At 46.1% G+C, this 19901-nt stretch carries 23 protein-coding genes and 1 riboswitch; of the genes, 7 read left to right on the top strand and 16 right to left on the bottom strand.

The features are described 5' to 3' along the window. Positions 1 to 8: 8 nt before the first annotated feature. The 7 genes from thiF to MHH91_RS06025 form a co-directional block, all read right to left on the bottom strand. Positions 9 to 1019 carry a thiazole biosynthesis adenylyltransferase ThiF gene (thiF, locus tag MHH91_RS06055; protein WP_013351849.1) on the bottom strand — a complete coding sequence of 337 codons (1011 nt, stop codon included), beginning with the start codon at positions 1017 to 1019 and terminating at the stop codon, positions 9 to 11. Beyond that, on the bottom strand, positions 1016 to 1786 hold the full coding sequence (gene thiG, locus MHH91_RS06050) for a thiazole synthase (protein WP_007610655.1): 771 nt from the start codon (positions 1784 to 1786) through the stop codon (positions 1016 to 1018). Before thiG ends, thiF begins: the two co-directional genes overlap by 4 nt. Continuing rightward, positions 1783 to 1986 (bottom strand): sulfur carrier protein ThiS, encoded by a 204-nt coding sequence (gene thiS / locus MHH91_RS06045; protein WP_013351848.1) that lies wholly within the window; start codon positions 1984 to 1986, stop codon positions 1783 to 1785. Before thiS ends, thiG begins: the two co-directional genes overlap by 4 nt. Further along, complete coding sequence (thiO, locus tag MHH91_RS06040) at positions 1983 to 3092, bottom strand: glycine oxidase ThiO (protein WP_013351847.1); 1110 nt, start codon at positions 3090 to 3092, stop codon at positions 1983 to 1985. Before thiO ends, thiS begins: the two co-directional genes overlap by 4 nt. Further along, positions 3076 to 3693, bottom strand: coding sequence for a thiazole tautomerase TenI (gene tenI, locus MHH91_RS06035; RefSeq protein ID WP_014470610.1), 618 nt, complete (start codon positions 3691 to 3693; stop codon positions 3076 to 3078). The genes thiO and tenI overlap by 17 nt, the downstream gene beginning before the upstream one ends. Further along, complete coding sequence (gene tenA, locus MHH91_RS06030; protein WP_013351845.1) at positions 3668 to 4378, bottom strand: thiaminase II; 711 nt, start codon at positions 4376 to 4378, stop codon at positions 3668 to 3670. The genes tenI and tenA overlap by 26 nt, the downstream gene beginning before the upstream one ends. Before the next feature lie 86 nt (positions 4379 to 4464). Beyond that, positions 4465 to 4573, bottom strand: a riboswitch (TPP riboswitch). A gap of 53 nt (positions 4574 to 4626) precedes the next feature. Beyond that, on the bottom strand, positions 4627 to 6471 hold the full coding sequence (locus MHH91_RS06025) for a monovalent cation:proton antiporter family protein (protein WP_014470611.1): 1845 nt from the start codon (positions 6469 to 6471) through the stop codon (positions 4627 to 4629). Between the two features lie 225 nt (positions 6472 to 6696). On the opposite strand from MHH91_RS06025, the gene prpE reads away from it, so the two are divergent. After that, positions 6697 to 7446 (top strand): bis(5'-nucleosyl)-tetraphosphatase PrpE, encoded by a 750-nt coding sequence (gene prpE / locus MHH91_RS06020; RefSeq protein WP_014471693.1) that lies wholly within the window; start codon positions 6697 to 6699, stop codon positions 7444 to 7446. 33 nt (positions 7447 to 7479) lie between these two features. Here the strand turns inward: prpE and MHH91_RS06015 are convergent, their stop codons facing one another. Genes MHH91_RS06015 through MHH91_RS06000 form a run of 4 tightly spaced genes read right to left on the bottom strand, consistent with a single transcriptional unit; the run spans position 7480 to position 10234 of the window. Continuing rightward, the gene (locus MHH91_RS06015; RefSeq protein WP_013351842.1) at positions 7480 to 8373 is read right to left on the bottom strand and encodes an RluA family pseudouridine synthase; all 894 of its coding nucleotides are present in this window, start codon (positions 8371 to 8373) and stop codon (positions 7480 to 7482) included. Between the two features lie 14 nt (positions 8374 to 8387). Then, positions 8388 to 9188, bottom strand: a complete 801-nt coding sequence (locus MHH91_RS06010; RefSeq protein WP_013351841.1) for an NAD kinase — start codon at positions 9186 to 9188, stop codon at positions 8388 to 8390. Positions 9189 to 9205: 17 nt separating this feature from the next. Further along, entirely contained in the window at positions 9206 to 9841 is a 636-nt protein-coding gene (gene yjbM, locus MHH91_RS06005; protein WP_013351840.1) for a GTP diphosphokinase, read from the bottom strand. 27 nt (positions 9842 to 9868) lie between these two features. Further along, positions 9869 to 10234 carry a UPF0738 family protein gene (locus MHH91_RS06000; RefSeq protein ID WP_013351839.1) on the bottom strand — a complete coding sequence of 122 codons (366 nt, stop codon included), beginning with the start codon at positions 10232 to 10234 and terminating at the stop codon, positions 9869 to 9871. Positions 10235 to 10358: 124 nt separating this feature from the next. Between MHH91_RS06000 and MHH91_RS05995 the strand changes: the two genes are divergently transcribed. From MHH91_RS05995 to MHH91_RS05975, 5 genes are all read left to right on the top strand, one after another. Further along, complete coding sequence (locus MHH91_RS05995) at positions 10359 to 10931, top strand: CYTH domain-containing protein (RefSeq protein ID WP_013351838.1); 573 nt, start codon at positions 10359 to 10361, stop codon at positions 10929 to 10931. A 4-nt stretch (positions 10932 to 10935) separates the two neighbouring features. Beyond that, complete coding sequence (locus tag MHH91_RS05990; RefSeq protein WP_013351837.1) at positions 10936 to 11622, top strand: lytic transglycosylase domain-containing protein; 687 nt, start codon at positions 10936 to 10938, stop codon at positions 11620 to 11622. A gap of 224 nt (positions 11623 to 11846) precedes the next feature. Further along, positions 11847 to 12245, top strand: a complete 399-nt coding sequence (locus MHH91_RS05985) for a globin domain-containing protein (RefSeq protein WP_013351836.1) — start codon at positions 11847 to 11849, stop codon at positions 12243 to 12245. After that, positions 12242 to 13144 carry a protease adaptor protein SpxH gene (gene spxH, locus MHH91_RS05980; protein WP_013351835.1) on the top strand — a complete coding sequence of 301 codons (903 nt, stop codon included), beginning with the start codon at positions 12242 to 12244 and terminating at the stop codon, positions 13142 to 13144. Before MHH91_RS05985 ends, spxH begins: the two co-directional genes overlap by 4 nt. Before the next feature lie 284 nt (positions 13145 to 13428). Next, positions 13429 to 13596, top strand: coding sequence for a hypothetical protein (locus MHH91_RS05975; protein ID WP_003155026.1), 168 nt, complete (start codon positions 13429 to 13431; stop codon positions 13594 to 13596). Between the two features lie 35 nt (positions 13597 to 13631). Here the strand turns inward: MHH91_RS05975 and pepF are convergent, their stop codons facing one another. The 3 genes from pepF to mecA form a co-directional block, all read right to left on the bottom strand. Beyond that, positions 13632 to 15461 carry an oligoendopeptidase F gene (gene pepF, locus MHH91_RS05970; RefSeq protein ID WP_013351834.1) on the bottom strand — a complete coding sequence of 610 codons (1830 nt, stop codon included), beginning with the start codon at positions 15459 to 15461 and terminating at the stop codon, positions 13632 to 13634. Positions 15462 to 15689: 228 nt separating this feature from the next. Further along, positions 15690 to 16850, bottom strand: coding sequence for a competence protein CoiA family protein (locus MHH91_RS05965; RefSeq protein WP_013351833.1), 1161 nt, complete (start codon positions 16848 to 16850; stop codon positions 15690 to 15692). A 151-nt stretch (positions 16851 to 17001) separates the two neighbouring features. Beyond that, entirely contained in the window at positions 17002 to 17658 is a 657-nt protein-coding gene (mecA, locus tag MHH91_RS05960) for an adaptor protein MecA (RefSeq protein WP_014470612.1), read from the bottom strand. Between the two features lie 275 nt (positions 17659 to 17933). Between mecA and MHH91_RS05950 the strand changes: the two genes are divergently transcribed. Further along, entirely contained in the window at positions 17934 to 18590 is a 657-nt protein-coding gene (locus MHH91_RS05950; protein WP_013351831.1) for a TerC family protein, read from the top strand. Positions 18591 to 18647: 57 nt separating this feature from the next. Here MHH91_RS05950 and spx read toward each other — a convergent pair whose 3' ends face one another. Together spx and MHH91_RS05940 are read right to left on the bottom strand one after the other, a co-directional pair. After that, positions 18648 to 19043, bottom strand: coding sequence for a transcriptional regulator Spx (gene spx / locus MHH91_RS05945; protein ID WP_003327578.1), 396 nt, complete (start codon positions 19041 to 19043; stop codon positions 18648 to 18650). Positions 19044 to 19220: 177 nt separating this feature from the next. Further along, complete coding sequence (locus MHH91_RS05940; protein WP_013351830.1) at positions 19221 to 19799, bottom strand: GNAT family N-acetyltransferase; 579 nt, start codon at positions 19797 to 19799, stop codon at positions 19221 to 19223. Positions 19800 to 19901 lie beyond the last annotated feature (102 nt).

Here is a 19901-nt window from a genome sequence, read left to right as displayed (position 1 = left end):
CTTTCACATTATCCGATCCATTTATGATAAAAGGATTTCGCTCTGCTGATATCACTTGTACCGTGAATTAATGCTCTTCCGTCACGAAACAAAACCATCTTGACATTGTCTGCGCGGAACGAAATTAAATACGGGTTGGCTGACACGTCAAGCCCCGCCCGCCTGAGCTGTTCCGCAAGCCTTTGCAGATCAAACTGTTCGGATATCCCCGTTCTGATCTGTACCGTGTTCCGGCCGCACAGAACCGCCGCTTTCGTCTGATTTTCATAAGATAAAAACGGAAAATCATTTGTGCCGCAGCTTGGACAATCAGCCGACTTAAGCTGGGCGACGTTTATTTCTGACCGTTCATTTTTCCATAAATCAAACGAACGGAGAACATGCTCAACAGGTTCGCCCGTTAACAGCTTCAGCGCGTCTGCAGCCTGAAAAACGGCCGTCTGCAGGACAGCCGGGCTGATAATTCCCGCCGTATCGCATGTCATTCCGCCTAAAGGCAATGTCTCAAGCAGACAGTGAAGACACGGCGTGACACCGGGTATGACGGTGAATGAAAGTCCGTAGCTTCCGACACAGGCGCCGTACAGAAAGGGAATTCCTTTCTGTACAGCCGCGTCATTCACAATCATCCTTGTTTCAAAGTTGTCAGTGGCATCCACGATAAGGGATGCGTCACAAATCAATCCGGGTGCGTTTTCCGCAGTGACATCCATGACAAAACCTTCTACCTCTACATCACTGTTTATAGATCGCAGCCGCTTTTCTGCTGCCGCGGCTTTCGGCATTTCCTGTCTGACATCGTCTTCGGTATAAAGCTGCTGGCGCTGGAGATTACTCCACTCCACATAATCTCTGTCGGCGATCGTTACCTTCCCGACTCCTGCTCTGACAAGCATCTCCGCACTTGCCGTGCCGAGCGCACCCGCACCGATAATCATGGCATGAGACGAACGGAGCTTCTGCTGGCCTGAGGGACCGATCGGCTGAAACAGCTCCTGTCTGGAATATCTGTCCGTCATACCGGAAGACCGTCACGCGGACTGCTTGCAGTTCCGTAATCTTTCACCGGTATTCTGCCGGCTTCATAAGAAAGGCGGCCCGCTTCTACGGCAAGCTTCATTGCCCGGGCCATTTTGACCGGATCATCAGCGCCTGACACAGCAGTATTTAATAACACGCCGTCAGCCCCGAGCTCCATCGCGTAGGCCGCGTCTTTGGAAGACCCGACGCCGGCATCGACAATGACCGGCACCTTCGCCTGTTCAATGATGAAGGAAAGATTCAGCGGATTTAAAATCCCCTGGCCTGAACCGATCGGTGAAGCGCCCGGCATAATGGCATGAACTCCGAGCTCCTCAAGACGCCTTGCGAGCACGACATCATCTGACGTATACGGCAGAACGATAAATCCCTCTTCGAGCAGCTGTTCTGATGCTTTCAATGTCTCAACCGGATCAGGCAAAAGTGACCGGCTGCATCCGATAACTTCTACTTTTATCATGTCACAAAGTCCGGAAGCTTTGGCAAGCCTTGCAATTCTGACTGCCTCTTCAGCCGTTGCGGCGCCGGCTGTATTCGGCAGAAGCGTGTACTTAGATAAATCAAGCTGTTCGAGAAAGTTTGGCTGAGACTCTTCAAAGATGTTCATCCGCCGCACCGCAAAGGTTAAAATATCTGATTCCGAAACCGCCACCGCTTCTTTCTGAATCTCAAAACTCGGATATTTACCTGTTCCTAACAGCAATCTTGACTGAAACTGCTTTCCTCCTATTGTTAACATCCTCATCCGCCTCCTACAAAATGAACAATTTCTATGACATCCCGGTCACACAAACTTGTATTTTCATAATTCTTTTTTTCAATGATTTCTTTATTTCTCTCTACAACTACGATTCTGTGATCAAGCTGATACGATTCGAGCAAATCCTGAACCGTTCCCTCTTTTCGATCCCAATCAATTTGTTTTCCGTTCAGCTGAAGGATCATATGTGAACCGCCTCCTTGCGATCAATTCGAAACGCTTCTTCCCATTCATGTTTCACCTGTTTCCCCAGGATCATATCCCGCACCATTTCAGCCGTTGCCGGGGCCAATAAGATGCCGTTTCTAAAATGGCCGGCGGCGAATATGATGCCGCTGTCTTCAGGATGCCGCCCGATAAACGGCTTTCCGTCTCTTGTACCCGGCCTGAGCCCCGCCCAAAACCGGTCTATTTTCATATGTTCGATGGCGGGCAGCATGGTTTTCGCTTTTGAGATGACGGCTTCGATCCCGCCGATGTCAGGCGTATCGCTCCAGTCGCCCTGTTTCATTGTGGCACCGATGACAAGCCGGCCGCTTTTTCTCGGGACGACATAACTTTGACCATGGTAAAGGGTTTTGGTAAGCGGGATATGGTCATTCCACACAGAAAGGCATTCTCCTTTCACAGGGAAAAAAGGCTGTCCCAAGCCGAGCTGGCTGAAAAACCGGCCGCTCCATACACCGCTTGCAACTGCGACTTGGTCAGCATAAACATCCCCGCCGGATGTTGTGATACAGAATGCTCCGTTCACCCGTTTAACGGCGGTCACATGTGTATGCTCATATATATCAGCGCCATAGCGCCGCGCCCCTTTTGCATACGCTTTGCAGACATAATACGGCTCGACATGGACATCGTCTTTTATAAAACTTGCGCCGAGAATGTCCTTTGAAGCGTACGGCTCTTTTTCAAGGGCTTCTTCCGCTGAAAGCCAAGTGACGGAAGGTAAATCATCCATCTTTCGTAAACGGATAATGTCTTCTTCGGTATACGCCAGTTTAAGCATTCCGCCGTTATGGCGCCTGATGTCAATGCCGCAAGCCTCCTCCAGCTCGCGCCCTGCCGCTTCATACAGTCTTTGGCTGTACATGGCGAAATCAAAAAACGCATCCCGGTTTTCACATTCCGCATGAGCACCCAGCATTCCCGCAGCAGCGCTTGTCGTTTTTCGGCCGATCGCACCGTCTTCAAACAAGACAACGTTCTTTTGAGTCTTCGCCAGTTCATAAGAAATGGCGCACCCGATAATTCCGCCGCCGATAACCGCCGTTTCATAGTGCTTCTTCATAATCGGCCTCCCTTATTGCGCGTGCATACCGTTTTGCCGCTTCCTCAGGATTTTCAGCTGAGAAAATGCCTGACATGACGGCAATTCCGTCCGGTTTCGCCTGCTTTGCCTTTCCGATTGTCTGCAGTGTCACTCCGCCGATTGCGATTACGGGGATAGAAAGCGTGCTTTTAATATCTGAGAGCAGGCTGATGCCTCTTGCTTCAAGTCCTTGTTTACATTCGGTTTCAAATACATGGCCGAACACCACATAATCCGCATCTTCTTTTTCAGCTTGGACCGCTTCTTTCAGCGAATGAACCGAACGCCCGATATGAAGATGGGGAAATCTGTTTCGCACCTGTTTGACGGAAAAGCTGCGGGCCGGAAGCTGAACACGGTGTATATTGGCAAAAAGCGCGACATCCGCCCGGTCATTAATAACCAATTTGTCCTTATCGGCGCCGCCTTTTTTCAAAAGTGCCAAAAGCTGCATGATCTCTCCCGCTGTTTTGTCCCGCTCACGGATATGGATAAAGCTCACTTCATGCTGAATCGAAAGAATATCCTCCGCCAGCTCGGCAACGGGCTTGCGATTATCGGTTACCGCGTGCAGCTCCAAAGGACTCCACCTCTTTTCCGCCCTTTCCGGACCAGCCTTCTTTTTGATAAGCCATTCCCCAAAATTGATATTCATAATAGCTTGAAATCACAAAATTCTCTTTCATTTTCGCGCGGATTTCCTCTGTGCTGCTTTCAGCAATCTCGTTAAAACGGCTGATCTGTTCTTCGACTTGCTGTCTGAACCAGTCTCCGCCGTATGTGCCGATCCATTTTTCATAAATCGGATGTTCCGGTTTGCATTCCTTTAAGTGTTCGCCGACTTCATAATAAAGCCAATAGCAAGGCAGAAGCGCAGCTAAAATTTCTCCAAATTGGCCGCTCATTACCGATCTGTACATATGAGACGTGTAAGAATAAGCCGTCGGTGCCGGTTTAAAGGCCGCACGTTCTTCTTCTGTAATTCCTAAAAGCTCCGTAAACTCGCGGTGCAGCGCCATTTCTGCTTCATATGTACCCTGAGCGTGGCCCGCCATCCTGCCCGTCGTAAACAAGTCTTTGGCATATGCGGCTCCGAACGCCTGAACTTTTGCAAAATGCGTCAAGTAGTAGGAATCCTGCAGCACGTAATAGCTGAAACGGTCGATCGGCAGGCTTCCGTCACCGATTCCCGTTACAAACGGATGAACAAAACTTCCGTCCCACCATTCGGCTGCCGCCAGTCTGCATTCTTCAGAAAATGTCATTATATCTTCCCCCCTGATAAAATAAAAAAAACACTTTCCCGCATCGGAAAAGTGGTTTGGAATTTATATGGATAAAAGGAACCCAAAAAAATACCGCTCCACTTCCCTACGCAGGTCTGAACCTGTTCAAGTTATGAGGGTCTAAAAGTCTCACTTTTATCTCAGCCCTTATGAAGGACACCCCTAGTGGTCATACGATTGATTATTTACTTGTTATGCCTTCTATCTTATCACGAATTGCAATTTGGTCAAGCTTCAAGAATGTTTCTCAGTTCCGACACGTAGTTGCGCGAGCCTGTAACGATGAGACGGTCTCCTGTTTTCAGCCGCGTGTCTCCGTGCGGAACGATGCTGTCCACACCTCTGAAAATCCGGACGAAAATCACATCGCCCATCAGCGGAAATTCCCGGAGAATGATGCCGTTATACGCCGTGTTTTCCAGATTGATCTGATAAAGCGAAGACTCTTCGTTTGTCAGGAGGCTCATCACGCCGGGCGCCTCGATTAACGCGCGCAGCAGCGTTTTTGTAGACAGAAGGATAGAAAAAATACTGATGCCCTCTTCCTTCAGTTTTGTTTCATGTTCAACCGAGCCGACGCTTGCAATGATACGCTCAGTCCCTTTCTCTTTCGCAATTAAGGCGATTTCAGCGTTCACGTCTTCATTGCCCGTCGCCACTACAAGGATATCCGTTTTGAAAATATCATGGGACTCAAGCGTGCCGGGCTCGTAATCAGAAATGGTCTCAACCGAAAAAACGGATTCCGCAAGCTTTTCTCCGGCATTTTCCTGATCCACATGAACGACCCGAACTTCATATTCCTCATCAGGCAATTCCAGCGTCACCGGGAGCGTCATTTGGTTTGCGCCGATAAATGTAATGCGCTTTTTCTCCTGCGGCGCACTTTGCCGTTTGTATAATTTTTTAAATCCGATCGGTGTGATAATGCTGGCAATAACCGCAACCAACGTCAGCGCGCCGGACATATTGGCGCTGATAATGTGGAGCCTTTCTCCGATCGTAGCCGCCGCGATGACAAGCGAAAGCGTAGATGTCAGCAAAAACCCCGAAGCAAACACGGTTCTTTTGTCATACCATTTCTTTAAATAAAGCACCGGGAGCATTTTGCTGATAAACAGCGCAACCAGAAGCAGCGGAATCATCGTCAATATTTTCGGATCTTGGAAGAGCGTCCAAATGTCCAGTTTCACCCCGACCATGACGAAAAAGATCGGAATTAAAAACCCGTATCCGAATGAATCCAGCTGCTCCACCATCTCTTTATTCGGAGACAGAAGCGATACCAAAACGCCTGCTAAAAACGCGCCGAGAATATTTTCCGCCCCGAGAGATTCTGACAAAGCGACAAGCACGATAATCAGTGTGAAAATGGCTCTCGTGCCGATCTGGACGGTGCCTTTAGACATCGACTGCACAAATGAGCGGTGTTTAAAGATCCTGCCGAAGAAATACAGCACGACTCCCGCGGCAAAGAGAATCAAAAGAAGCCACATATTTCCGCTGTCTTCTCCGTAAAGAGAAGAGAAGAAAGCGAGCAGAATCATCGTCGCCAAGTCCGCAATAACGGCGACAAGCAAAATGATCTGGCCGATATTGGAGTTCATGATCCTTTCTTCTTTTAAGGTCGGAACCACCACTCCGAGTGATATCGTCGAAATAATAAGCGTCATTAAAAATGCGTTTTGAATAAAACCGGCTAAGACAAAGCCGTAGGACAGCAGCAATGATAAAATAAAGATGCCGAAAAATATAATCAGTGCGGCAGAAAACGTGTTGGGCGCTTCCTTGCCGTTCGGAAGGAATTGTTTTTTCTTCCCTTTCTCAAATGACGAAAAATCAATTTCCAAACCGCTTAAAAACATTAAAAAGATAAAGCCGAGGACAGACAGCGTCTCCAGCCATGTGTCTCCCTGAACGACGAGATTCAGGCCGCTTTTTCCGATAATAAGCCCCATGATGATTTCCGCGACGACAACCGGAATGCTGAGCTTAAACCGATGCAGAAGGAGCGGAGTCAAAAAAGCGACGATCAGAACGACGACTAAAGATGCGACTGATGTGTGTTCCATTAGTAAATACCTCCTTAAAACAAGGGTTATAAAAGCCCGCTTAATGCGGACAAAACCTTACTTTTTTAAAAACATAACGCATATTCTAACAAGGCTGACCGCGAAAAAAAAGTGATAAGGCTTTATTTCTTTAATTCTTTTTTTAATTTGTGCCAAAACGGCGTAATTAGGTATAGGAATTAACCCCATAATAAATAAAAAACCGTTCAAAGGAGGCTGACACAAATGGCTTATGACATCATCAGCGATATACACGGATGTTATGATGAAATGATCGCTCTAATGCAAAAGCTCGGATATGAAGTGAAAGACGGAACGCCCGTCCATCCTGAAGGCAGAACGCTTGTCTTTGCGGGGGACTTAACCGACAGAGGCCCTAAATCCGTTGAGGTGATGCGTTTTGTGACAAAAGCATATGAAAAAGGAGCCGTACGTTATGTCCCGGGAAATCATTGCAACAAACTGTATCGCTACTTAAAAGGAAACCCCGTAAAAGTGATGCACGGACTGGAAACAACGGCAGCGGAACTGAAAGAGCTGTCTCCCGCTGACAGAACGGAAATATCCAGACAGTTTATCCGATTATATGAGTCAGCGCCGCTTTACGACATTTTACATAACGGCGAGCTCGTTGTCGCCCACGCTGGCATAAAAGCTGACGATATCGGTAAATACACGCGTAAGGTGAAGGAGTTTGTTCTGTACGGTGATATCACGGGAGAAACCTATCCCGACGGCAGGCCCGTCAGAAGAGACTGGGCTGCCGCTTATGAAGGCAAAGCATGGGTGGTTTACGGCCATACCCCGGTAAAACGCCCCCGGATCGTCAACCGTACGATCAATATTGATACAGTCTGTGTCTTCGGCAATAAGCTGACAGGCTTTCGTTTTCCGGAGCACGAAACCGTTTCTGTAACAAGCTCAATGCCGTATGATGCATCACGATTTCGCGAGGATGACGGCACGCAGACATGAAAAAAAGCCCGAGACCGGTTAACGGTTCGGGCTTTATATGTGTTCAATCAATGTTTTCATATCGTCAGGAACGGGGGCATGAAAAACGAGCGTTTCTCCGGTCATGGGGTGTACAAATGAAAGCAGCTCACTGTGAAGAGCCTGCCGTGCAATTCCCTCGTTTTTTCCGCCGTACAGTGTATCGCCGACTAACGGATGGCCGAGATAACTCATGTGCACCCGGATTTGATGCGTCCGCCCCGTCTCCAGACGTAACGCTGCAAGCGTGGACGCATGTCCCGCTTTTTCCGCTTGAAAATGCGTCACTGCTTTTTGTCCCTCCGGCGTTACCATCCGCTCAATAATACTGTCGGGCTTTCTTCCGATGGGCGCGTCCACCGTTCCTTCTTTCTGCAGAATGACGCCGTGTACGACAGCGAGATACCGCCTGTTAACAAGGCCCTTCTTCTGCGCTGCCGACAAAAGGGAATGGGCAAGCCGATGCTTGGCGATCAGCATCGCTCCCGATGTATCCCTGTCAAGACGGGTGACAAGATGAACTGTTGACTGCACGCCGTTTTTACGATAGTGGCTGATCACTCCGTTCGCGATGCTTTCGGACGGGTGCTCTCTTGATGGAATTGAGGAAACATACGGCTGTTTATTGACCACAAGCACATGGTCATCTTCATAAAGGATATCAAGCGGAACCGGCTCAGGCAAAAGCGTTTCACTCACATGCTCCTTTGGGAATTCAATCTTAAGCACATCTCCGGCCGCTAACACGGTGCGGACGGTTACGTGCTCTCCGTTTACAAGAAGGTCTCCGCCGCCGAATTTAATATCAGCGAGAAGCCGCTTTGAAATGCCGAGCTGCGCCGTATATTCTTTTACCGTCATCCCGGCTTCCGGGGCAGAAATGTTCTTTTGGATAAAAAAGTTTTTCAATCCGTTTCCTCTTTCTATTCGCCTTTTCCGATAAAGGAGTCCTGCACTCTTTTCCAAAACGGAAACGGGCGGAATCTTGCAAATCTGACTTTTTCTTTTGCCACCCGGCACAGAATAGACTTGACATCCTTATGCAGCAAGGTTAAATGATCTATCGTGACTTGGAAGTCGACTTCGTTTCTCGGCTTGATGACACAGTTATGATGATCGGGAAGCAAAAGCGGCGAACCGACAGTCCTGAACACTCTGTTATTGATGGATGCCATTTCCGCAAGCTGAATCGCTCTGATGGAAGGGTGGATGATCGCGCCGCCTAACGCTTTATTATAAGCCGTGCTTCCGGAAGGCGTGGACAGACATAAACCGTCTCCCCTGAACGTTTCAAACAGCTGGCCTTTAATTTCAACGTCAGCGACGAGACTGCCTTCTATGCTTTTGATCGTACATTCGTTCAAAGCCAGATACCGCTCCTCACGTTCTTCATCATGATAAGTGACAATCACCTCAAGAAGGGGATACTCCACGGTGTGATACGGCGTTTTGGCGATGGCCAGAACAAGCTTCTCTATCTCCTGCGGAACCCAATCGGCATAAAAACCCAAATGCCCCGTGTGAACCCCGACAAAAGCAGTTTTATCGAGACGGTCGCTGTACCTGTGGAACGCGTAAAGAAGCGTTCCGTCACCGCCGACGGAAATAACGATTTCCGGCTCTTTTTCATCCAAGGTCATGTCAAAATCGAGTAAATACGCCTGTATTTTGCTTTTCAGTGTATCTGAAACCTCGTCTCCTTTTGAAGAAACGGCAAATTTCATGCCATTCCCCTCCTTTCCTACTGGTGGCCGCCCGCTTTTTTCTTTCGTGAAAACGCGGCTTGGGCTTCCTGGATCTCTCCGCGGATTTCTGACATTTCTTCATCGAGCCGGGATGCGGCTTCTGAGGCCCGCTGCAGCCTCAGCTTTACTTTTTCGGGAATGTTCCCGCTGTATTTGTAATTCAGTGAATGCTCAATGGTTGCCCAAAAGTTCATGGCAAGCGTCCGAATCTGTATTTCTACAAGAAGGTGCTTTTCTCCGGACGCTGTCTGTAAAGGATATAAAACGACAAGGTGGTAAGACCGATATCCGCTTTCTTTATGCTCTGCTATGTAATCCCGCTGGTCGACAACGGTAAAATCTTTTCTGGCAAACAGCATATTTTTGACGATCTGGATATCATCTACAAATTGGCACATAATACGAAGCCCCGCGATATCCTGCATCGTTTCAATCTGATGAAGCGGTATGCTTTTCCGTCTCGCTTTTTCAAGTATGCTCGCCACCGGCTTTACGCGGCCTGTCACAAATTCAATCGGTGAGTGATCATCTTCATACTCATAAAGGGTTCTGACACCTTTCAGCTTCACCTTTAATTCTTCAACAGCCTGGCGGTATGGCGCTAGAAATTGCTCCCATTGTTTGTCATCCATCGTACATCCCCCAATTCCGAACCTGTTCTAAAGAAATACGCTTTTCACTTTTTCTTCCATATCTCCGTAGTTTGCATTATCTTTAATATTTTCAATAAGATAATCGAGTTCTTCATGCAGCCCTGAAAGTTCAACCGTTTTGCCGCCGGCCTCAAGCACCGCCGGTTTTCTTTGGTCAAGGGCCTCTTTCAGATCCGGCCATACATGGTCTTTTATAATGACATATTCAAAAGAGTCAGCTGTTTCAAGTATGTATACAAAAGCAAAGTGATCGGAATCAACAAGCATTTGACCTGAGGCTTTGCGTTCCGCTCCGCTTAAGTCTTCTCCGCACTTCAGTCGGAGCGCGTCTTCTGTTAATGATGCATTTTGGATTTCAATTCTCTTTTGCATAATGTTCTCCTTTTTTAACAAAGTACAGCATTTATTTTATCATATCAAGGTCGATATTGATAAACGTAACCTCTAAAGAGATAATGGGAATTATACAATTTTTCGTCCTGAAAGGAAGACTGTCATGACCCAAGAAATAGAAATTGAGTTCAAAAATCTGCTGACAAAATCAGAATTTCAGAAACTAAGTGAAGCACTCGGCATGAAAAAACATGATTTTAAGCAGCAGATCAATCATTATTTCGACACAAAAGATTTTTCTCTGAAACAAAAAAAATCAGCCCTCCGCATCCGTGAAAAAAACGGCGCGTTCGTCCTGACATTAAAAGAGCCTGCCGCGGTCGGTCTGCTGGAAACGCACCAAGAGCTTACGTCACCTGACCTTGACGGCTTTAAGATTCCGGAAGGCCCTGTCAAACGGCAGCTGGAAGGTCTCGGTATCAATTCAGAACACATTTGCTGGTTCGGAACGCTGTCAACTGAACGCGCGGAAAAAGAATCAGAAAAAGGCTTAATCATTTTAGATCACAGCCGATATTTAGAGAAAGAAGACTTTGAATTGGAATTCGAGGCCGCTGACTGGGACGAAGGAAAACGGGCGTTTGAACAATTGCTCAAGCAATTCAGCATCCCGGAGCGGACCACTAAAAATAAAATCCAGCGTTTTTATGAACAGAAACAAAAAAAGGTGGAATGACAGAGTGAATATAACGAATTGGGCGGCCATTCTCCAGCTTCAATCAATGGCGCTGCAATCAATCTCTAATACAGGCACGGCTTCAAGCGGACAATCTTCACAAAGCCCGCTTTCAGATTTCAGCGCGCTGCTCAGCCAGTATACGGACACAGCCGTCCGGCAGCAGCCGGAAGCGGGAATTTTAAACGGGGTGCGGACCGCTCACACTTCATATTCACCGAGAATTCCGGTTACAGCCAGTTCAGCGGACGCATCACAGACCGCTTCTCAAAGCATTAAGCCTGCGAATGCGGCTTCTGACATCAGCACCGGAAACTTTTCAATAGACAGCGCCATTCAAAAAGCGGCCGAGAAATATGGAGTGGACGAAAAGCTGATCCGCGCCGTTATTAAACAGGAATCGGGCTTTAATCCGAAAGCGGTCAGCGGCGCGGGGGCAATGGGGTTGATGCAGCTTATGCCTTCCACGGCTGAATCACTCGGGGTGTCAAACCCGCTTGATCCCGTCCAGAACGCTGACGGCGGCACGAAGTACTTAAAGCAGATGCTCACGAAATACGACGGGAATGTGTCCTTGGCGTTAGCCGCCTACAACGCGGGCCCCGGCAACGTAGATCGGTACGGAGGCGTTCCGCCGTTTAAGGAAACACAGCAATATGTCAAAAACATAACCCGGCAGTATTACGCGTAAACCAGAGAGGCTTCCTTCTCTGGTTTTTTTGCGGAGTGAAATCTTACACATGAATGAAGGCGATGTGATATGATATGAAATACAAGCGCCTGACAGAAAGGCACTTTGTTTGTAGAAATAAAATGTTATTGCTAAAATATACAGTAACTGAAGATAGTAAAACTGAAAGATAATTTCGCAATAGGAATGATGGTTCCTATTAGCCATATAAAGGAGTAGTCAACATGGGACAATCGTTTAACGCACCATATGAAGCGATTGGAGAGGAACTTCTATCGCAACTTGTTGATACTTTTTATGAGCGTGTCTCGTCTCATCCCTTGCTGAAACCAATATTCCCAAGTGATTTGACTGAAACGGCCAGAAAACAAAAGCAATTTTTAACCCAGTATTTAGGCGGGCCTCCCCTTTACACAGAAGAGCACGGACATCCCATGCTCAGGGCAAGGCATCTTCCCTTTCCGATTACGGCCGAGAGGGCTGATGCGTGGTTAAGCTGTATGAGCAGTGCGATGGATCATGTCGGGCTAGAGGGCGATATTCGTGAATTTCTGTACGGGCGTCTGGAATTAACGGCCAGACATATGGTAAACCAGTCGGAAGCGGAGGATCGATCATATTGACGAATTATCAGCATGAGCAATACTTCGCCCATTGCCACGGACATCCAAAAAAACCGCTGGAAATTTACATGTTTGTTGACCCTTTATGTCCTGAATGCTGGTCGCTGGAACCCGCCATAAAAAAACTAAAAATCAGATACGGACGTTTTTTTACGCTGCGGATCATTGTCTCCGCGAGTATCACGTCGCTGAATAAGCAAAAACGGAAAAAACACCTTCTTGCCGAAGCTTGGGAAAAAATTTCGAACCGTTCCGGGATGCCTTGTGACGGAAGCCTTTGGCTTGAGCAGGAACAGCCTTTGTCATCGCCTTACCTTGCCGCACTCGCGTTAAAAGCGGCCGAACTGCAAGGAAGAAAGGCCGGCATCGTGTTTCTTCGCAACATGCAGGAAAGCCTGTTTGTCTCAAAGCAGAATATTACGGATGAAGACGTTCTTTTAGAGATTGCCAAAAAGACGAAATTGGATGTCGAAGAATTCAAACGCGACCTCCATTCACAAAGCGCAGTCAAAGCGCTTCAGTGCGATATGAAAATCGCGGCGGAAATGGACGTCACCGTCAATCCGACATTGACGTTCTTTAACAGCCTGCATGATGATGAAGGGCTGAAGGTGCCAGGCAACTATTCTTATGACGTATACGAAGAAATCTTATTCGAAATGCTCGGCGATGAACCGAAGCCTTCTGAAACGCCGCCTTTGGAATGTTTCATTGAATATTTCCGGTTTGTCGCATCGAAAGAAATTGCACTTGTTTATGATTTAAGTCTTGAAGAAGTTGAAAAAGAAATGAAAAAACTGGCATTCGCCAAAAAGGTCGCCAGAGTGGAAGCAAAGCACGGTCTGTTTTGGAAATCCCTGGCCGGCACCAAGGAAGATGTCACCTGCTATGATCATTAAAAAAAGCTGATTCCTTACGGAGCCGGCTTTTTTTGTGCAAATAAAGAAACCGCGCCGGGATAAGCGCGGTTTCATATGTCTTAACGACAACAAAGGGGATGGGAGAAATTTTTCACGGTCAAACAAAGGGGTAATGTTTGTTTGTGATCAATTTCACATCCTTATCATATCAAATCTTGTCGAGTTTTGACAAGCCATAAGCTTAATGTTCATATTTTTGTCACAAAACATAACTGACTGCTTGTTTTCATAGAATATATCAATGAAAACAAGGAGGGACATAAATGCTCCGCACCGTATTGATCATCGGAATGATTGTGTTTTTCTTCTTTTTAAATCTGCTGGCTATGATGCATATGCTGCCGATTTACATTACATCTCCCCTGCTGTTTCTATCCATATTGTTTGCCCTGTACCGGCTGAATCACCGAAAAACGTTTAAAGGATTTTAAAAAGCCTGCGCATCTAATGCACAGGCTTTTTTGTATTAGGAAGGATTCACTTTCGAAAGGAGTTCTTCCATTTCATTCAGTTTCTCTTCAAACATTTTGCAGGCAGCTTCGATCGGTTCAGGCGAAGTCATATCGACTCCCGCTTTTTTCAGGATGTCGATCGGATATTCTGAGCTTCCGGCTTTTAAGAAGTTGGTATAACGCTCAACCGCAGGCTTGCCTTCTTTTAAGATCTGGCTGCTCAGCGCTTGAGCCGCACTGTAGCCTGTCGCATATTGATACACATAATAATTGTAATAGAAATGCGGAATTCTTGACCATTCCAGGCTGATTTCTTCATCAATTACCATGTTGTCTCCGAAATACTTTTTATTCAGATCATAATAAAGCTTGTTCAGCAGTTCAGGCGTTAACGGCTCGCCTTCTTGCGCTTTCGTATGAATCAGATGCTCAAATTCAGCGAACATCGTCTGTCTGAAGACTGTGCCTCTGAAACCTTCAAGCATGTGGTTGAGAAGATACAGACGCTGTTTTTCATCTTTTAAGCTGTTCAGCATATATTCACCGAGCAGCGCTTCATTGGTCGTAGAAGCGACTTCAGCGACAAAAATGCTGTAGTTTCCGTACGGATACGGCTGATATTTTCTCGTATAGTAGCTGTGCACGGAATGGCCGAACTCGTGAACGAGCGTAAACAGATTATTGACAGTGTCGTGCCAGTTCATTAAGATGTACGGATTCGTGCCGTATGTACCGGACGAATAAGCACCGCTGCGTTTTCCTTTGTTTTCGTATACATCGACCCAGCGGTTTTCAAGTCCTTCTTTTAAAATAGACGCGTATTCATCGCCTAACGGAGCAAGCCCTTTGAGCATATAATCTTTTGCTTCCTCATATGTGACCTTCATTCCCGAATCTTTTACAAGCGGTGTGTACAGGTCATAATTGTGGACTTCATCAAGGCCGAGCACCTTTTTCCGCAGATCAATGTAACGGTGTAATAACGGAAGATGTTTATTGATCGTTTTGATAAGGTTATCATAAACTTCTTCAGGGATGTTGTTATTGGATAAAGCCGCTTCCCGTGCTGATTTGTATTTTTTCACCCGGGCGTAGAAATTATCTTTTTTCACAGTGCCACTGAGTGTAGTCGCCATCGTGTTTTTATACTGTCCGTATGTTTTATATACGGCTTTAAAGGCGTTTTTACGGACTTCCCGATCGCTGCTTTCCAGAAAATTAATAAAGTTGCCGTGTGTGATTTGAGTTTCCTTGCCGTTTTCATCTTTTATCGACGGAAACGTAATATCGGCGTTGTTTAAAACACTGAATGTATTGGAAGGCGAAGACAGCGCTTCTGACGCTTCCGCAAGCAGGGCCTCTTCTTTTTCGCTCAGCACGTGCGGACGCTGTTTTGTAATTTCTTCAATGGCATGGGAGTAAACCTTAAGCTCTTCTTTTTCCAGAATAAACTGATGCAGCTTGTCCTCCTGAATCGCCAGAATTTCCGGTTCAATGTAAGCAGTCGCACTGGCGGCCTGAGAATACAGACTTGCGGCTTTGTCGTTCAGTCCTTGGTAGAAAGAATTTCCCGTATCCTGATCTGAGCGCATATGCGCGTATGCATAAAGTTTTCCCAGACGGCTCGTCACTTCATCCTGTGCGGTAAGCGCCGCGTATAAATTATCGGCTGAATGAGCAAGCGTGCCTTTAAAGGAAGATAAATTCGGAATTAATTCTTTAACTGCTTGAAATTCTTTATTCCAGGCCTCATCACTAGGAAAAATATCCTCTAGTCTCCATGTATGCTCTGCCTTTACTTCACTTCTGTCAGGCAGCTGTGCTGCTTTATTTTCCTCAGTCATGGTGATCCCCCTCGTTTTCTTTATTTCAAGCCAATTGAAAAAATGATTGTTTCTCCAAAAGCTTGTGTTGTGATTATCTTCCGGCTTTTCACTGCCTTTTGTCAAATCATATGCGGCGTATAAGACCGAGCATACCAATAATACAATGAAAAACCGAAAACAAAATGCTTGTACGCCCTTCACATTCAGCCACCACCTTGACGTTAGGGTGAACGAAACGGAGCATTCTCATTCCCTAAAAAAGAGCAGGTCCCGGCGGTGCAGCTCTTCGGCCGTTTGAGGGCGCTTGTGTTGGGTTGAAGGCATATATACTTCATTCTCAGTTTCCCTTAAAAAATCCTGCAAACATAAGAAATCAGCATATTGTTTTATCGCCATTCTGATGAGATCTTCATGTGAATCATACCGCATCCTGATCTCCTGCCGCCGGATTTTTTGCCGCAAATAATGAACCATGCCGGATAACCGGATCGGTGCGCCTTTTTCACAAAGCTCCGCAAGCCGCAAGTATAAATGGCCCTGCCACACAAAAACGGGACTTGCAAACACAAAGCCCGCTGAAACGGGGATAAACACTTCAGAAGGCAGAAAAGGAAAGGCAATCTGATGCCGTTCGTAAAAAAGTTGCCGGATAAGACCTGCATCTTCAGATAAAAACCGGCCGCTTTTTTTGCGGAAGCCTGCTACGGCGCGTCCCCAAGAGGAAAGGTTGACGCTGTGCCGGCCCTCCGGGAGAGAAATGTCTTTCAGGTTTGCTTTATGAAGAGGGATCATGGTTAAGCCGGCATAAGAATAGCCGGTGTAAAACGGGGTGATGGAATGAAGCTTATAAAAGGAGCGGACATCGGGGCAGTAAAACATCAAGGAGGAAAATGAGTTAACTTCAAATAATTGCCAGTGATAAGCAGAAAGCCGGAAAAAATGCGCAGCCAGCCGTTTTAAGCGTTTTGCTCCGATGATCCAGACAGGCCGATACCCGGCGTTTTTCAAGCCGGCCGTCCGGCTCTTTAAAGAATCTGCCGAAAGGTTTGCACATTGAAATTCAAAAGCCAGCCGCTCTGTGCCGCTTTCCGCCGTCAGATCAGGCCGCTGTCGGGCGGAAGGCAGATACGGCTCTAGGCTGACGGCGCAACCTTGTGTCTTAAGCCAGAGAAAAAGCTGTCTTTTTCCTTCCAGATGATATTCGCTTTCGGGTTCGGATTCTCCCGGGCACAGCCTGCTTTTTTTATGAGCGAAGTGCGGCAGTTTTTCCCGTCCCAATTTAATATCAAGCTCACTTTCACAAACGGGGCAGAACCAGCGTTTCTTTCTCAGCTCCGCCGCTTTTTCTTTTGAATAGCTTCCGGCCAGCTGAATGAGCTGTCCCTCGGCAGTCAAAGCACTGAACATGCTGCATCTTCTCCTTTCCTGAATCTTGATGTATTCAGCAGAAAGAAGGCATACTCCTTTTTGCGGATGAGAGCCGTTATGCAATTTTCAGCCGTTCATAAAGTCATTCAGAACAAAAAAAAACCGATTTCTGCTGAGAGAAATCGGTTTGTTATGATGCAAAGTGTTTTTTTATCGTATATAACGCATGATCAGCGATCACCAATTTTCCGTATTCTTCAAGACGGTGAATGCTGACTGATGATTCTTGCGCGTACTCCAACAGGATGCTTAGCTGATTTTCAACCTCTTCATCAGTTTGCTCATAAAAATCTGCATATAAATAATATCGGTCTTCAAACGAATACAGGGTCGTTTTAATTCCGTTAAGATTCAATTTTGATAGCGAGATGAGATCCTCAAAATCGTCGAACCGCAAAGTGAACTGAAGCTTTTGCTCCTTATCCTCCCGATTCTCGGCCTGCTCTTCTTTCTGGAAATCATCAAGTAGAGCATCGAGATTTTCATCTGCCGGCTCTTGTTTTTTATCTTCCGGGATCGGCAGTTCGAGTTTTTGTCCGTCCTTGGAAAGCTGGGCTTTTGTTACGATTATTTCCAGTCCTTTGTCCAATGCCTGAACCTGAATCCAAAGAGGACCCTCGACAGCGAATTCCTCTTCATCATGCACTTCATCCATGACTTCCCAGAACAGTTCTTCACTGCGCTCGCGATTGTACCAGATTTCTTCTCTGTCAAAACCGCGATCTTCAATATCACCATAAGACATATAAAATTTTACTGTATGCTCATTAATTCTTTCTATTTCCATTTTGCCAACCTTCCCTTCTTTATAAGATGTTGAAGGGACATCTAAGCTCCCGATGAATAGTACTTTACTACACTTTACCCATTCCGTCCACATCTTAACCTTATAGAAGACAGCGCAAATTCTTTATATTTCTATTTTATGATAAAACAGTTATAAAAGAAATAAAAAAGCATTTTCACACCGAAAAACAGGCTTTCTCCCGGTTCTCATCATAAATAGCGCACCGCCTCATATATTAGCTGTACAAGCAACCGATCTATAAGCGAGGTGTTATTATGCCGCACGATTACCTGCTGTCCCTTCTGCTCATTATCGGAATTGACCTCATTCTCGGCGGTGACAATGCCGTCGTCATCGCGATGGCCAGCCGGAATCTGGCGCATAAGCAAAGACAGCAAGCGATCATCTTCGGAACGTTTATCGCAGTCGTCTTAAGAATCGTTCTGACGAGCGCCGCGGTCTATTTATTGAATGTTCCTTTTTTACAATGCGCAGGCGGAGTGTTTTTATTGTATCTCGGCTATCAGCTTCTGATCGAGAAGAAAGATGCGCAGCATGTGAAAAGCAGTTCTTCCCTTTGGAAAGCCATCCGCACAATCGTTCTGGCTGATATCTTTATGTCGCTTGACAATGTCATTGCTGTAGCCGGCGCTTCTCACGGTGAGCTTACACTTGTTGTGATCGGGCTCTTCATCTCGGTGCCGATCATCATCTGGGGCAGCAAGCTCGTTCATGCCGCTATGGACAAAATGCCTTTATTGATGTATGCCGGGAGCGGCCTTCTCGCGTTTACCGGCGGTGAAATGATTGCCGGAGACAGCAAACTGTCATTTTTCATGGCAGAACACAGCGCAATACAGATGATGCTGCCGATTTTGACCGTCGTTTTTGTCATACTCGCCAGTATGATTTATCAACAGACTGAAAAATAACAAAAAGCCCAAAACGCGATGGTTTTGGGCTTTTTCCATGCTTATCGTAAGCTTATATCAGTTGGCAAGACGCTGTGCTTCTCTTAATTGGAAAGAACGCACTTTTCTTGGCAGGAATCGTCTGATTTCGTCTTCGTTATAGCCGACTTGCAGACGTTTTTCATCAATGATGATCGGACGGCGGAGCAGTCCCGGATGCTCATTGATCAAAGTGTACAAGTCTTGAAGAGGCATTGATTCAACGTTTACGTTCAGTTTCTGGAATACTTTAGAACGGGTAGAGATAATTTCATCCGTACCGTCTTCAGTCATACGCAGAATCTGCTTGATCTCATCAATTGATAACGGCTCGGAGAAGATGTTTCTTTCTTCAAACGGAATCTCGTGCTCTTCAAGCCAAGCTCTTGCTTTTCTGCATGACGTACAGCTAGGTGATGTGTATAATGTAACCATTAATCTTCACTCCTCTAATTAGTAGGATGAACATGTTTGTATTCTCAAATTGAAATGACTTTAAAAAAGGAATCTTTATAGGTATTATACTATAAAAAAGTAAGTATGAACAGTCTCCTGAGAAAAAAATGTGTCAATCCGGCAAATTTACGTTTTGCGGAATTTTTTCATTCTCAATTAGCTCAGCTGATCGAAAATGTTTTTTCGTTTGTTCTCATCAATGACTTTGAGAACTTCATCCGTTTTTTCGTATGATTCTCCGTACCATTTTTCATCTTTATAAGTGTGAATGGTTTCATATGTCTGTTTCATCGCTTCAAACATTTCTTCTTCTGACTCTGTCTTAGGTGACCAGTACAGAATCTCCATTTTGTTCACTTCATTCGTAGCCAATGACCGGCGCCGATACCCGATTGACTGCGCGTGCTTGAAATGCTCTCTTTGATAAAAACGCAAACGCTTCTGTGTATCCGTGTCATCCTCGTCAACAGGCTCCACCTCAAGAAGAATCGGCTTGTTTTTCTTTTTCAGCCTGCCGATCAGCTTGCTTCCGAGACCTTGACCTCTGGATTTCTTTGACACAAACAGGTAATCAATAAAGATAAAAGAGTCAAATTCCGCATACATCAGCACGTGGTACTGGCCCTCTTCTTTATGATAAACATCGCTTTGCTCCTTCAACAGAGCTTCCATATGCGCTTTTGATTTCATTTCTTCAATCGGAAAATATTCACTCAGCTTCTCGTACCAGTTCATTCATTTGCTCCTTATGGGTTCGTTGTCTTCACACTTTTAGATATACCCCATTTCCGATTGTTTAAACAATCTTACATCTATTAAGACGTGTGATCCTTTGAC

Source organism: Bacillus sp. FSL K6-2819, from assembly GCF_038008305.1.
Classification (GTDB): domain Bacteria; phylum Bacillota; class Bacilli; order Bacillales; family Bacillaceae; genus Bacillus; species Bacillus amyloliquefaciens.
The sequence above is the reverse complement of the archived record's forward strand: the minus strand, read 5'-3'. Positions and strand labels throughout refer to the sequence as shown.

Excerpts from the sequence above, each read along its gene's own strand:
- tenA (WP_013351845.1), bottom strand. The coding sequence starts at position 4,378 with ATGACATTTTCTGAAGAATGCAGACTGGCGGCAGCCGAATGGTGGGAC.
- thiS (WP_013351848.1), bottom strand. The coding sequence starts at position 1,986 with ATGATCCTTCAGCTGAACGGAAAACAAATTGATTGGGATCGAAAAGAG.
- MHH91_RS06025 (WP_014470611.1), bottom strand. The coding sequence starts at position 6,471 with ATGGAACACACATCAGTCGCATCTTTAGTCGTCGTTCTGATCGTCGCT.
- MHH91_RS05965 (WP_013351833.1), bottom strand. The coding sequence starts at position 16,850 with ATGTTCAGTGCTTTGACTGCCGAGGGACAGCTCATTCAGCTGGCCGGA.
- yjbM (WP_013351840.1), bottom strand. The coding sequence starts at position 9,841 with ATGGATGACAAACAATGGGAGCAATTTCTAGCGCCATACCGCCAGGCT.
- spx (WP_003327578.1), bottom strand. The coding sequence starts at position 19,043 with ATGGTTACATTATACACATCACCTAGCTGTACGTCATGCAGAAAAGCA.
- MHH91_RS05940 (WP_013351830.1), bottom strand. The coding sequence starts at position 19,799 with ATGAACTGGTACGAGAAGCTGAGTGAATATTTTCCGATTGAAGAAATG.
- thiF (WP_013351849.1), bottom strand. The coding sequence starts at position 1,019 with ATGACGGACAGATATTCCAGACAGGAGCTGTTTCAGCCGATCGGTCCC.
- thiO (WP_013351847.1), bottom strand. The coding sequence starts at position 3,092 with ATGAAGAAGCACTATGAAACGGCGGTTATCGGCGGCGGAATTATCGGG.
- MHH91_RS05950 (WP_013351831.1), top strand. The coding sequence starts at position 17,934 with ATGCCGCACGATTACCTGCTGTCCCTTCTGCTCATTATCGGAATTGAC.
- MHH91_RS05985 (WP_013351836.1), top strand. The coding sequence starts at position 11,847 with ATGGGACAATCGTTTAACGCACCATATGAAGCGATTGGAGAGGAACTT.
- thiG (WP_007610655.1), bottom strand. The coding sequence starts at position 1,786 with ATGAGGATGTTAACAATAGGAGGAAAGCAGTTTCAGTCAAGATTGCTG.
- MHH91_RS05975 (WP_003155026.1), top strand. The coding sequence starts at position 13,429 with ATGCTCCGCACCGTATTGATCATCGGAATGATTGTGTTTTTCTTCTTT.
- mecA (WP_014470612.1), bottom strand. The coding sequence starts at position 17,658 with ATGGAAATAGAAAGAATTAATGAGCATACAGTAAAATTTTATATGTCT.
- MHH91_RS05995 (WP_013351838.1), top strand. The coding sequence starts at position 10,359 with ATGACCCAAGAAATAGAAATTGAGTTCAAAAATCTGCTGACAAAATCA.
- pepF (WP_013351834.1), bottom strand. The coding sequence starts at position 15,461 with ATGACTGAGGAAAATAAAGCAGCACAGCTGCCTGACAGAAGTGAAGTA.
- MHH91_RS06000 (WP_013351839.1), bottom strand. The coding sequence starts at position 10,234 with ATGCAAAAGAGAATTGAAATCCAAAATGCATCATTAACAGAAGACGCG.
- prpE (WP_014471693.1), top strand. The coding sequence starts at position 6,697 with ATGGCTTATGACATCATCAGCGATATACACGGATGTTATGATGAAATG.
- MHH91_RS06010 (WP_013351841.1), bottom strand. The coding sequence starts at position 9,188 with ATGAAATTTGCCGTTTCTTCAAAAGGAGACGAGGTTTCAGATACACTG.